The sequence below is a fragment of the Marinobacterium sp. xm-d-579 genome (genome assembly GCF_013282935.1).
In the GTDB taxonomy this organism is placed as follows: Bacteria; Pseudomonadota; Gammaproteobacteria; order Pseudomonadales; family Balneatricaceae; genus Marinobacterium_E.
In genome coordinates this window covers 571,091-584,057 of record NZ_WBYP01000002.1, presented here as the reverse complement: position 1 = coordinate 584,057, position 12,967 = coordinate 571,091, and the positions used below count along the sequence as shown (strand labels likewise).

Annotated in this window: 9 protein-coding genes; 6 read left to right on the top strand and 3 right to left on the bottom strand. The window is 46.8% G+C overall.

The features are described 5' to 3' along the window. Nucleotides 1-3: 3 nt before the first annotated feature. Entirely contained in the window at nt 4-726 is a 723-nt protein-coding gene (locus XMD579_RS11360) for a GntR family transcriptional regulator (protein WP_173495520.1), read from the top strand. A gap of 164 nt (nt 727-890) precedes the next feature. Then, nucleotides 891-2,246, top strand: a complete 1,356-nt coding sequence (locus XMD579_RS06415; protein WP_173506101.1) for a uracil-xanthine permease family protein — start codon at nt 891-893, stop codon at nt 2,244-2,246. A gap of 36 nt (nt 2,247-2,282) precedes the next feature. On the opposite strand, the gene XMD579_RS06410 is transcribed toward XMD579_RS06415, so the two are convergent. From XMD579_RS06410 to XMD579_RS06400, 3 genes are all read right to left on the bottom strand, one after another. Continuing rightward, nucleotides 2,283-2,522 carry a hypothetical protein gene (locus XMD579_RS06410; protein WP_173506100.1) on the bottom strand — a complete coding sequence of 80 codons (240 nt, stop codon included), beginning with the start codon at nt 2,520-2,522 and terminating at the stop codon, nt 2,283-2,285. A 145-nt stretch (nt 2,523-2,667) separates the two neighbouring features. Continuing rightward, nucleotides 2,668-4,905, bottom strand: a complete 2,238-nt coding sequence (locus XMD579_RS06405; protein WP_173506099.1) for an ATP-dependent DNA helicase — start codon at nt 4,903-4,905, stop codon at nt 2,668-2,670. Then, nucleotides 4,902-6,563, bottom strand: a complete 1,662-nt coding sequence (locus tag XMD579_RS06400) for a VRR-NUC domain-containing protein (RefSeq protein ID WP_173506098.1) — start codon at nt 6,561-6,563, stop codon at nt 4,902-4,904. Before XMD579_RS06400 ends, XMD579_RS06405 begins: the two co-directional genes overlap by 4 nt. A 130-nt stretch (nt 6,564-6,693) precedes the next feature. Between XMD579_RS06400 and XMD579_RS06395 the strand changes: the two genes are divergently transcribed. From XMD579_RS06395 to XMD579_RS11520, 4 genes are all read left to right on the top strand, one after another. Further along, nucleotides 6,694-10,206 (top strand): response regulator, encoded by a 3,513-nt coding sequence (locus tag XMD579_RS06395; RefSeq protein WP_173506097.1) that lies wholly within the window; start codon nt 6,694-6,696, stop codon nt 10,204-10,206. A gap of 84 nt (nt 10,207-10,290) precedes the next feature. Beyond that, on the top strand, nt 10,291-10,905 hold the full coding sequence (locus XMD579_RS06390) for a YitT family protein (RefSeq protein ID WP_254443755.1): 615 nt from the start codon (nt 10,291-10,293) through the stop codon (nt 10,903-10,905). 8 nt (nt 10,906-10,913) lie between these two features. Continuing rightward, entirely contained in the window at nt 10,914-11,204 is a 291-nt protein-coding gene (locus XMD579_RS06385) for a hypothetical protein (RefSeq protein ID WP_173506096.1), read from the top strand. Between the two features lie 23 nt (nt 11,205-11,227). Beyond that, complete coding sequence (locus tag XMD579_RS11520; RefSeq protein ID WP_173506095.1) at nt 11,228-12,961, top strand: ATP-binding protein; 1,734 nt, start codon at nt 11,228-11,230, stop codon at nt 12,959-12,961. Nucleotides 12,962-12,967: the final 6 nt, after the last annotated feature.

Below are 12,967 nucleotides of genomic sequence, written 5' to 3'. Positions count from 1 at the left end.
ACAGTGGTTGAGCCTAAATCCACACGTCAAAAATCTAAGACTCAAGATCAGCATATCTACGAGGAGATTTTTGACGCTATTTTAGAGCAACGGCTCTGGCCAGGTACTCGCCTGAAAGAGGAGTCCTTGGGTGAAATCTTTGGTGTATCTAGAACCATTATACGACGCACGCTCAGTCGATTAGCGCACGAGCGTGTTGCGGTTTTTGAACCCAACCGCGGTGCCTTTGTTGCTGAACCCGATGTCTCGGATGCTCGTCAGATTCTTGATGCTCGTCGTCTTATGGAGTTAGCCATTGTTGAGAGGGTGGCAGAACGTGCCTCTTCGATCAAAGGCGAGTTTAAGAAACTCTATGATCTGATCGAGCAGGAGCATAAAAGCAGTGCGGCAGCCGACAAGGGCACGGCCATTCGTTTGTCGGGTGAATTCCATTTAGAGTTAGCACGCCTCTCTGGCAATAAACCCCTGGAGGGGTTTCTTCACTCCCTGGTACCGCAAACCTCATTAATCATCGCCCTCTATCAGGCCAAAGAGGGGAGTCGTTGTGCCATTGATGAGCACAGTCGTCTACTGGATGCGCTGAAGCTAGGTGATGCCGAGGAGGCGAAGCGTTTAATGGGTGAGCATCTAGATCATATTGAAGAGCGTTTGGCTCTGGATGAGTCACCGGGTAACCGAAATTTGGCTAAGGTGTTTGGGCGCCGAGCTGAAAAAGCTGGCGCATAACGGTGCGTCAAGTTAAATTGGATGCACATAAAAGGTGCAACAGCTTAAGTTTCTGACCTATTGGTTAATGATTTATTCATTTATATCAATGGGTTAGTGAAGTTGGCATTTGATGTACTAACAAAAATAAGAAGGCTGCATTGAGCAGTTGTTTGGAGGCAATAATGAGCAATGAAAAGATTTCGGCAGCGCAGATGCGCGACCCGAATTACACCCCACCGATGCATCTAGCAATTCCGCTAGGCATTCAACACGTACTGGCGATGTTTATCGCAAACGTAACCCCAGCGATCATCGTTGCGGGTGCAGCGGGATTTGGCTTTGGTTCAAATTCACCTGACTTCCCTAACATGATCTACATGATGCAGATGTGTATGCTCCTTGCGGGTGTTACAACACTGCTTCAGACAATTGGTGCAGGCCCTGTGGGTGCACGTCTTCCGATTGTGCAAGGTACCAGTTTCGCATTCATTCCTATTCTTATCCCATTGGTAGCGGGTAAGGGTGTAGAAGCGATGGCTATGGTGACCGGTGGTGTCCTAGTCGGTGGTCTATTCCAAGCAGCGCTAGCGCCATTTATTGGTCGCCTTCGTTTTGCTTTGCCTCCATTGGTAACTGGTCTGATCGTGCTGATGATCGGTTTGTCACTTCTTAAAGTGGGTATTCAGTACGCGGCAGGTGGCGTTCCGGCGATTGGTAAGCCTGAGTTTGGTTCGTTAGAGAACTGGACTGTTGCTGGTACCGTTATTGTGGTGACCCTAGGTCTGAAATTCTACGGTAAAGGCATGATCAGCTCAGCGGCTATATTGATCGGTCTGATTGCAGGTTACGTTCTGGCCTACTTTATGGGTATGGTTAACTTCGGTAACGTCGGCCGTGCTGCAAGCTTTGCGCTGCCACAGCTCTTCCCATTCGGAATCGAGTTCGGCGCAGGTGCCATCATAGGTATTGCACTTATGTCATTCATCTCTGCGATTGAGACAGTGGGTGACGTATCGGGTATCACCAAAGGTGGTGCGGATCGTGAAGCAACTGATACTGAGATCAAAGGCGCAACTTATGCAGACGGTCTAGGTACAGCGCTATCTGCTCTAGCTGGTGCACTGCCAAATACATCTTTCTCGCAAAACGTTGGTCTGATCGCAATGACGCGTATGATGAGTCGTCACGTGGCAACCATTGGTGCGATCTTCCTGATCGTTTGTGGTCTGATCCCTAAAGTGGGTGCTCTCATCTCTACTGTGCCAATCGAAGTATTGGGTGGTGGTGTTATCGTGATGTTCGGCATGGTTGCCTCTTCGGGTATGAAGATGCTGGCTGATGTGGATTGGAACAGCCGTAACATGGTGATCTTTGCAGTATCACTATCACTTGGCCTGGGTCTAATGCAGGTTCCAGAAGCGCTTCAGCACCTAGACGGTACGGTTAAGGCACTTCTGACAACAGGTCTACTACCGGCCGCAGTCTGCGCCATCGTACTCAACCTGTTTATGCCTCATTCTAAGAAGGAAGAGGAGTAAGTTTTTAACTTACCTTTCTAATCGATCAAAGGCCCCTTATGGGGCCTTTTCAGTTGGAGCCTTATCACAGATGAGGCGATTTTTATCAGCACGCATCGCGGCCTTTTCAAGACCGCTCCAACGGTTCGCACGCTGAATTGATGTTGGAGCCTTATCACAGATGAGGCGATTTATATCGGTAAAAATCGCGGCCTTTTCAAGACCGCTCCAACGGTTCGCACGCTGAATTGATGTTGGAGCCTTATCAAAGATGAGGCGATTTCTATCAGTAAACATCGCGGCCTTTATAAGACCGCTCCAACGGTTCGCGCGCCGAGTTGGTGTTGGAGCCTTATCAAAGATGAGGCGATTTCTATCAGTAAACATCGCGGCCTTTATAAGACCGCTCCAACGGTTCGTTCGCCGAGTTGGTGTTGGCGCCTTATCGAAGATGAGGCGATGGCCACCAGCTCGGTAGCATCGCCTGTATCTCACGCGATGCAAATCGAGGATCAATCAGCGTCAGCGTTCCTCGATCCTCAGCCGTGCGTATTAAACGCCCACAAGCTTGAATGACCTTTTGCAAACCTGGGTAAAGGTAGGTGTACTCATATCCCTTTCCGAAACGCTCATCAAAACTGTTTCGCATCAGATCATGAAACTCATCAAAGGGCGGTAGCCCCAAGGTGGCAACCGTTACGCCAATCAGTCGATCTCCTGGAAGATCGACCCCTTCCGAAAAAAGACCACCCAGTACAGCCAAACCCAGTTTTCGACTCGTTGGTGAAAAAGCATCTAAAAAGTCCTGTCGCTCGGCATTGGACATGGCCTGCCTTTGCGGATGCAGATCAATATCTGGGTCCATCTCAGCAACAGCCTTTTCAATCTCGTTTAGATAACTAAAGCTGGAGGAGAAGAAGAGGTGGTTGCCTGGATTTTGGTGATACAGCTCCACCAGTAACTCTGCGATAGGTTGTATCGAACGCGCTCTGAATTGATAACGAGTATCGATATCTCTGCGAAGGGTTAATCGGATCTGGTCAGGTTCAAAGGGTGAAGGCAGCGACCCTGATACGGGTTCATTTAGACCAAGCAGTTGTTGGTAGTAGTCAAACGGCTTTAGCGTGGCAGAGAACATCGTCAAGCTGTGAAGAGATTGCCAGCGCTCAACTAGGAATAGCGATGGATCCATATTGAGTATGGCTAACTCGCCTCTGCCTCTACGGCGTTTCTCTACTCGGGCAATGGAGTGCTCGCCAAACTGTTCAGCCAACTTTAAATAGGCCGAAGAGGCAAAGAGTAGATTTTGCAGCTCCATGCTTGATGGGTCCATGGCCAGCTCTTCACCGATGACTGAGCAGAGTTTCTGCAGTGCATTCTCTAATGTCTCTGGTAGGTAGTTAATAAATTCTTGTTCACCTGTTCGATCACTAAACAGCTGTTGCCACGCGCGTTGCACAGAATCCAAGGCGCGTTGTAAATCCTGATTGTTAGTATCAAAACGATAATCAATCTGGCGAAGTTCCAGCGAGTAGAGGTCGCGACAGCGGCTGATCAAATTGTGAGACTCATCCACCAGTGCCGAGACCTTTCGCTCATCTTGAACAAGGTAGCCATACAAAATAGCACTAGATGCCAGAAATTGATTGATATCAGCCACCACAATATCCGCCCAGCGCGCCAGTTCTTGCCCTAAAAAGTAGGGGCAGAGAGAGTGCTGCTTGGCGAGCCTTTGCAGAGCGGTCTGATCAAAGGTCTGTAGTTGTTTTGTAAACGCTTCATCACGAGCAGCCGGTAGGCGATCAAAAAAGCCTTTTGCCAGTGGGCAGCTATCGCCCTGGCAGAGTTTGTCAGGTTCGATGCAGCCCGCCTCTTTTGAGGTCATCTCAATGAGCGTGAGTGGAATGGGTGAGTCGCTTTGAATTAACTCAAAGGCATCCAGTGCCACTCTACGGGCTGTATTTCGGGTTGTCAGATAGTAGAGGCTGTCCAACGACTCGGTCTGAAGCGCCTTAATCGCTGGAAACAGGGTGCCCAAGGTTTTTCCTGAGCCAGTGGGTGCCTCTATAAGTAGTTGTTTAGCTCTGTTGTTCGCTTTGTAGACGGCTTCAGCCAGCTCCCGTTGCCCTTTTCTGAAATGGGGAAAAGGGAAAACGAGCGACGCAATATGGCTTTGCCGAGCCGCTCGGTGTTGATCGAGAGTGCTCTGCCAGGTTTGATAGTGAGTCACTCGTTGTTTGAGCTCTTCGATCAGCTCTGCAGCATTCACAGTAAAGTCGAAGTGTGTAACTTCGTCGGAAGCGATCTCCAAGTAGCTCAATCTTAGATGGATCTCATGCAGTGATTCACTCATGCATAGCATGGCACCATAGCTACGAAGTTGTGCCAGATGAAGCTGTCGCTGTCCCGTTGACTGGCGTTCAAGATCCCCTCGGTGTGTCTTTATCTCTTCAACACGATTCTGGCTAGGGTCCCAACCATCGGCTCTGCCTTTTAGGTGGAAATCTTTGATATCCACAGCCACAGGGAACTCTGGGATATAGCTCTTGGGACGACGCATTTGCAGTCGTTTATGCCCCTGTATTCCCTCCAGTGCTGTGGGGGCCGGCGTATATCTTAGATCGATATCACCAGATCGATCACAAAACTCACATAGGGTGCGAACGGAGAGGGCTCTCATTCGGGGTGGCTCCACTCGATCCAGTAGACGGAGCAGGGGATGTCATGACGAACAAAAAAATCGAGCCAGAGTTTTTGGTTGTCTTGAATGCGATCGCCTGGCCCCTTCACTTCGATCAGTTCATAACTCTCGTCGTCACTGTTAAATCGAATCAGATCAGGAAGACCGCTACGATGCGTTCTAATATCCATCAAAAGTCGTTCAAAAATCCTTTTTAAATGATCTGCAGGGATAAAATTTAATGCCCGCTCAACAAGTTCCTCTGTCAGTACAGACCAATGGATGAAGCTGTTTGTTATACCCTGTTTCTCTCTAAATCGTTGCCGAATGGTTTCACGATACTGGCCCGTTTCTATTTGAGTCATCGCCTCAGTGATGAGAGGGTAGCGTCTCTCTTTGAAGTGACTTCGGTAGAGGTCGGCTGGGCGGGATTGGAAGGGGTTAAAAAAAGCGCCAGGAACCGGGGCATAGATCACATCCCAGAAGAGCAAGCCAAAGAGTCCATTGATTAAGTGGTTTTCGACGTAATGGCTGTGCGAGTTTTCGCTCGTTAAGTGCTCTGCAACCTGTCGTTCAACGGATACCCCCTCTATTTGATCCAGGGTTAATCTCTGTTGAGGCGGGGCTAGGAGTGTAGACGCACTGTATTCAACGCCCAGTTTTTTACTGCTACGTTTTAACAGACGCTGGTAGGCAAGTTGAGTTAGCGGGGTAGGATTGTCCTGTTGAAATAGCCGTGTCCGCTCATGACACTCTTCCAGTTTCCCTAAGCGCTCTAACAGGCGGAGTTCGCGTATGTGAGCATCTTGAATACTCAGTTGCTGATAGACCCTTAGCGCCTCTGTTTGATCCTCGCGCTCCAACTCTCTCGCCAATAGATAGAGGACGCGATCTTTGCGACCTGCCAGCCAACTGCTTATCGGTTCGATTCTTTGGGTGGCTAGGACTCTCTCTTCAATCGATAAGAGACTATCGCCGGTCAACAGATGCTCTAATTCGATGTATTGATCAAGGTCCTCTCTGCGATGAAACGCTCGACTCTCTAGGCTAAGTTCAACGGGCTCATATTTGAAGTAACCTAGCTCCGTAACGACAAATTCACTCCAGCTTTGATGCAGGTTGCCAAAAAACATCAACTTGAGACGCTCAAACAGCGGATCACACAAAAGATGGAGAGTATCACCAAGCACAGGTAGATGCTGGTGAAGGGGAAGGGGGGCAGTGCTACTCCTTTGCAGTGAGTCATACAGGGTCTGTTTTGAACTGCTTTTACTCAATGGCTTTGAGCTCAGTTGGTTGTGAAGCATCAACAACTCTTGCCGATTAAGCAGTTTGAAACACTCTTGAACGGATAGCGGTTGGTTGAGTGCTATCAGTTTGGCACTTACTAATGAATCAATTAGCGCTTCAGTTGGCTCTATGATCTCTTGGTAGTGATCGATGTGGCGCATCAAAAATTGAGATTGGCTGCGCATCACCATTCTTATTAACAGTGCCTTCGCTGGCTCGCTCAATGACTGAAATTGAGACAGTCTATCTAACTCTTCTTCTGTAAGAAGATCCTGATAAACCTTAACGACCCAGCCGATTAGTGTCTGTGCATTTTGTAGGTAATAGAGAGGGTTGGTTAACTCGGCTGAAGTGATTGAATGGGTCATCTTAATGAGCTTATCTCTAAACCGAAAAGGCTACAAAGTAGAAAGAAAAAAACCAAAACATTGGTTTCATTATGCCAGAAATGGACTACTCTTAAATGAGGACAAATCCCTTTTCTATCGGAAGTTATAAATGCAGTTCTCTCTTGGTAGCAATCTATTCATCAATGTCTTTTTACGATTATTAATTGTTCTGTTAGTTCCAATAGGGCTATACAGTTACACGATTATTGAGACTGAGACAGCGCGTTACGACAGTGAACGTCAAGTTACTGATGACCTGCTTGAATCCGTTGGGGTCGTTATCCAAGAGGATCTTGATTTTCTATCACAAGATTTAGAGACGTTGATCAACTCCAAAGAGATCATAGAGTACACCAATAACCCCAGCGAAGAGGCTAGACAAGGTGTTGAAAACTACTTCGCGCTTCTTTCAACGGTCAGTCGACGTTACGATCAGGTTCGAATCCTCTCAAATCTTGGGTATGAAACCGTTCGAGTGAACTACTCTTCAGGCGAGGCTGTCATCACTCCCACTGAACTTCTGCAAGACAAATCCAACCGTTACTATTTTTTCGAAGCGTTAAACCTAGGTCCGAATGAGAGTTATGCATCACAGCTTGACTTGAATGTTGAGAATGGTCAGATAGAACAGCCCCATAAACCGATGATTCGTTTAAGTCACAAACTGATAAACGATGCTGGCGATCTTGTGGGTGTATTAATACTGAACTACCTAGCCGAGAACATTCTGCATGAGATGGATGTGGCAGCAACGCTTCCAGGGATTATTGAGTTGGTTGATGATGATGGCTACTGGATCTTTGATGAGACAGGTCAATTTAATTGGAGTCGCCAACTCGGGGGGCAAAGCAGTTTTGCCGATACTAACCAGGCGATCTGGTACTCACTCAAAGCCATGAACGATAACCAGGTCAATAAAATAGAGGAAGCCTCGGTGTTAAGGCTTCATTACCCACGTTCTATCGGAAGTCTGGTCGTTGAATCACCCCGATCACTTTATATTATCTCCGAGTTTGAGCCCCTCAACCTTCCGAAGCTGGTACATAAGGAGTTGCTTCAACCCATTCCCATTGGCGTTGGACTAACCCTGGCGTTATTGAGCCTGTTCTGGAGCCGTGCAGCCGTTAAAGAGTTGATTGCAGAAAATACTTTAAAAAAAGAGTCTGCGATACGTGAAAAAATCATCAGTAATTCACTGATCCCGACCATTTTGATCACCGATAAAGGTCTGATTGTTGAGTTTAACCAGGCGGCCGAGAAACTCTTTGGCTATATACACTCAGAGGTGCTCAATCAAAACGTCAAAATGCTGATGCCGGATCCTATGAGGTTACATCACGATGATTATTTAGACACCTATAAAAGAACCGGCGTTAAACATGTAGTCGAAAGCTCGCGAAAAAGTTTTGCACTGACGAAAGGGGGTCAGACCTTCCCAGTCGAAATTGCCGTGACTCAGGTCTGGATTGGTGAGAAACCCTATTTTGTCGGTAACCTGCGTGATTTGACGACTGAGTATGAACTGGAAAGCCAAGCTCAAGCCTATCGAGAAGAGCTAGAGCAAGCAGTAGAACAACGCACGATGGAATTGGCTGCAACGAACGAAGAGCTGATCAGTCGTTCGCAAGAGGCGGAAAGGCTCGCCGCGGTTAAAAGTGAATTTTTAACCAATATGAGTCACGAAATTCGTACCCCACTGAACTCAATCATTGCCATGTCACAGATGCTGCAGCGCAAAGGCAGTGAGTTAGATGCTGAACACATTGGTGCTCGATTAATGGCCGCAGGACAATCCCTACTTGCGGTGATTAATGACATTTTGGACTACTCAAAACTGGGTGTTCATAAGCTGGATTTGTCGCCCAGTAGTTTTGATTTAGAAAAATTGGTTAACAACTTGTCGGCGATCATGCACAGCGCTGCACTGAATAAACCGCAGGTTGAGTTGGTGATTAACAATGCCACCCATCTGGAAAATCAGGTAGTCGGTGATGAAGTTCGCATTCAACAGGTCTTAGTGAATCTCATCGGCAATGCGATTAAGTTTACTGAGTCGGGCTACGTCAAATTAGAGATCCTTACGCTCAGTAAAACGGCCGATTCTGTTGAGCTTCTTTTCTCGGTCAAAGACAGTGGTATTGGCATCGCCAAAGAGAATTTGAATCTGATATTCGAAGCTTTCGAACAGGGCGAGGCAGGCACCCATTCAAAATTTGGGGGGAGTGGTTTAGGGCTCTCAATCAGTCAATCACTCCTTAACTTGATGGGATCTACGCTGAAAGTTGAGAGCCAGCAGGGTAAGGGCAGTGCTTTCTCATTTATGCTAACCATGCCTTTGGGTGATGCGTCCGTTAGACACCAGAGCCGCTCACTGGATGTATTAATCGCAGACGATCATGAGGTGGCGCGTGAAGCGATTCGATCCATTGTCGACTCGATTGGCTGGCGCTCTGAAGTGGTCAATGGTGGCGCTATGGTCATTGATAAAGTGATCAAGGAGTCAGAAATTAAAGATATCATCCTGTTAGATTGGGATATGCCGGATGTGGATGGATTAACGGTTGCGAAGCAGTTGAAAACTCATTTGCCTAGCGATAAAACGCCAATCATCGTCATGGTGACCGCTTACGGAATGGATCAAGTTAAAAGCTCATCTGACAGTCAATACGTGGATCTAATTCTTGAAAAACCGATCACAGCATCAGATCTATACGATGCCTATCAAAAAACGATTCAATACAAAAATGATGCGGCCCACTCCTTGCAAGACATACGACTGTTGGTAGTAGACGATAATGAATTTAACCGCGAGGTGGCGGTTCTATCGTTTGAATCAGAAGGGGCGACTGTTATTACCCTAAATGATGGGCAAGAGGCGGTAAATTGGCTGAAGAGTCATGCAACTGAGGTCGATCTTATCTTAATGGATGTGCAGATGCCCATCATGGATGGTTATCAAGCAACAGAGATGATACGCAAAGAGTTGAAACTGGATATTCCAATTGTGGCTTTGACTGCGGGCGCTTTTGAACAGCATAAGCAGGCCGCTCTGGATTCTGGAATGAACGACTTTATCGCTAAACCTTTTGATATCGATAGGTCGATCGAAGTCATTAAAAAATGGGTGTCAAATGTAACTATGGTCGATGAGCTTTCGATAGAGGATTTAGAGCTTCGTCTAAAAAATCACGCGACTCAAGACCGTAATGATGTGCTCCAGCAAAGTACTGATAATGCAGGCCTTAGACAAGAGACTGCAAACATCTCTACAGAACAATCAAAGGATGCTGAAGAGTTTGATTCCGAATTTTTCAATCGAGAGCAGGCACTCTCATACTGGAAAACAGAGTCCAAACTGAAGAGCTATTTGGTTAGGTTTAAATCGGAATATCAATCGGTTGATGAACAGCTAAAAACACTGGACCCTGTTGCAGCTGAACAGTTAGCACACAAGTTAAAAGGGGCGTCAGCGGTGTTGGGTTTACCAGCAATCAGTCACAAGGCCAAAGCGTTGATGGATGTCTACAACTCTCCAATTCTTGGAGATGTTGATCTATTAATCGATGAACTTAAGACGATACTCGATGAAACTTGGCGTTTCATCGATCAGTATACCGAGTAACTCTCAACCCATTCCTAAGGTACAATCGTCGGTACGAATTAAACGATCCGGTGGCGATTGTGCCTTAGTTACAGGGATGAAATCTTGGAAAAACTCAAATTAGAACCGACCAAGCACACACTATTTGAAGATCTGCAAGCCATAGTGACGGGTACCCTTGCTGTAGCCATGGGTGTTCTTTTTCTTAAAGAGGCGGGCTTATTAACAGGGGGAACCACGGGGTTAGCGATCTTAATTCACTACTCAACCGGTTTTAATTTTGGGTTGACCCTGTTCCTGACGAACTTGCCATTTTACTTGTTGGCTATCGCTCAGATGGGGTGGGCTTTCACCTTAAAAACCATGCTCTCTGTTGCACTGGTCTCCTTACTGACAGAACTGATTCCAAACTGGTTGGTCATAGAGGGAATCGATCCTCTGTTTGCCAGTATCGGTGGTGGCCTCCTTATTGGGATTGGTCTTCTGATTGTCTTCAGACATCAAGCGAGTTTGGGTGGATTGAATGTTCTCGTGCTCTTCATTCAAGAACGCTACGGTATTCGTGCTGGCAAATTACAGATGGTGCTGGATTCACTGATCGTGATTGCTGGTTTGTGGTTAGTCACCCCATGGCTTTTGGTCGTCTCTGTACTCGGCGCCATCGTATTGAATTTCGTTCTGACCACCAATCATAAACCGGGCCGCTATACTGGTTTCTAGGAGTCATAATGAATCGTCGTTGTCCTGTCTGCCAAACGTCCCTTAGAGGGCCGGAGTACTCCCGAAAGCGCCAGTCCTACCTAACGGCGTTCGACTGCCCATCCTGCGAAACCCCCTTGAAGCTAGCCAATGACGTCTATCTATGGGTCTTGCTAGCCTTCCAAGTTCTGCCAATCTCCATTTTGTCAGAACAACTCACTGAAACTCGCCTAGCAGAGACCTTAATGACCGGCTCAGGTCTTTTGACTCTGATTGGAGTGATTGGCGTTGTTGTTCGATTTCGTTACGTGAAAGCCTGAAGTGCTTGGGTTGGTATAAGATAGTGACACGAGAAATTCGAAATCGTTCTTCAAGAACTAAGGTGGCTGTTGTGCTGTTTAGTGCGTTGATGTCTGCACTGATCAGTTTTGAACTTGCCTATAGATTTTACTTAGACATTGAAACAGAGAGAGCGATAGCGGCGGGTCAACAGAGTGCTTCAAATCTTGAGCACATTCTAGGCCAGCACTCCCCACTGGTGTTTGCGGTCTCTATAGATCAGCGCTCACGTGATGCCATGAAAAGCAGTGACACTGAATCGGTCAGTCGATGGCTCAAGCAGTTAGCCGAAAAAGCTGAGCTAGAAACACTCTATTTAATGGATGTTAATGGTCAAACAGTAGCAGCTTCAAACTTTGATAAGGTGGGAAGCTTTGTAGGGCAAAACTATGGTTTTCGCCCTTACTTTTCCGAAGCGATTGCAGGCAATATGGGTACTTTTTTTGCTATCGGAGTCACGACAGGTAACCCAGGATACTTCTTATCCCTACCAATAGAGGAGGGTGGTCACGTCGTTGGTGTAGTGACTGCTAAGGTGGGTGTTTCTGATTTTGAAACGCTTTGGAACGGAGAGTTTTTGGAAGGGTTTATTACCACCGAGGATGATGTTGTTATTTTGACCAGTGATACTAGCTGGCTCTATAAATCGGTCTCTTCATTATCAAGTTCACAATTGCAGTTGATTAAAATGAAACGTCAGTTTGCTGACCGAGAGATTACTTCACTACCGGCTCTGTTCTCTGACGGCTTTGCTCAGATCAATGAAAGAGAGTGGATACATCTCTCTTATCCACTAGAGCAAACGGGTTGGACTTTGCATACACTCAGGCCAACGGCTTTGGCTCAATCACAAGCAACGCTTGCTGCTTTTATCGTGACCAGTGTTGCTTTGAGTCTAATATCGCTCTTCCTAGCATTTCGAACCAAGCGTGTTCGACAACAGTTATTCCTCAGTGAGCAGACACGAAACGAGTTGGTTAGTGTGAATAATCTTTTAGAGTCAGAAATCAATGAGCGTAAACAAGCGCAAACTGCATTAGCTAGAGCTCAATCTCGATTGATTCAGACGGGACGAATGGCTGCGTTGGGTCAGCTTTCAGCATCTGTAATACATGAACTCGGTCAACCGCTCTCTATGCTAAAAAACTACCTGGTTGCAGCTGAAATCAATGCTAGGAGTGATACCGATAAGGTGTTAATTTCTCAATTACACGCCGTATCGGATCGTATGCAATCGACGACAGATGAGCTACGTAACTTCTCACGTCCAGATACTACACCAGCAGTAGAGGTTGATCTGGTTAAGGTCATTTCCAGTGCTCTACAACTCACCCAAAATGTGATTAATAAATTAGAGGCTAGAGTTGAGCTGAAGTTACCGCAGAGGGCGGTGATAGAAGAGGGGCGCAGCCAGCGTCTTGAACAGGTCGTTATAAATTTAATCACAAATGCCTGCCGTGCAATGTCGAGTGTCGATCAGCCTACTATCGAAATAGAACTGGTGATGATGGGTGAGAATTGGCAGTTAAGAATGTCGGATAATGGCTTGGGATTTGGCGGTAAAGACCCTAAAGTACTGTTCGAAGCATTCTATACTACGGCTACAAAAGGTAATGGACTGGGATTGGGGTTGGCAATTAGTGCAGCCATTGTTTCCGAACACCATGGCAAGATTTGGGCTAATGAGTCGAAATCGGGTGGTGCGGAATTTTTTGTCGAATTGCCACAGAAAGCATAGGAATCT

Bases quoted from the DNA above. Each gene is read 5' to 3' on its own strand.
- XMD579_RS06405 (WP_173506099.1), bottom strand. From the start codon at position 4,905: ATGAGAGCCCTCTCCGTTCGCACCCTATGTGAGTTTTGTGATCGATCT.
- XMD579_RS06385 (WP_173506096.1), top strand. From the start codon at position 10,914: ATGAATCGTCGTTGTCCTGTCTGCCAAACGTCCCTTAGAGGGCCGGAG.
- XMD579_RS06415 (WP_173506101.1), top strand. From the start codon at position 891: ATGAGCAATGAAAAGATTTCGGCAGCGCAGATGCGCGACCCGAATTAC.
- XMD579_RS06400 (WP_173506098.1), bottom strand. From the start codon at position 6,563: ATGACCCATTCAATCACTTCAGCCGAGTTAACCAACCCTCTCTATTAC.
- XMD579_RS06410 (WP_173506100.1), bottom strand. From the start codon at position 2,522: ATGTTTACTGATAGAAATCGCCTCATCTTTGATAAGGCTCCAACATCA.
- XMD579_RS06395 (WP_173506097.1), top strand. From the start codon at position 6,694: ATGCAGTTCTCTCTTGGTAGCAATCTATTCATCAATGTCTTTTTACGA.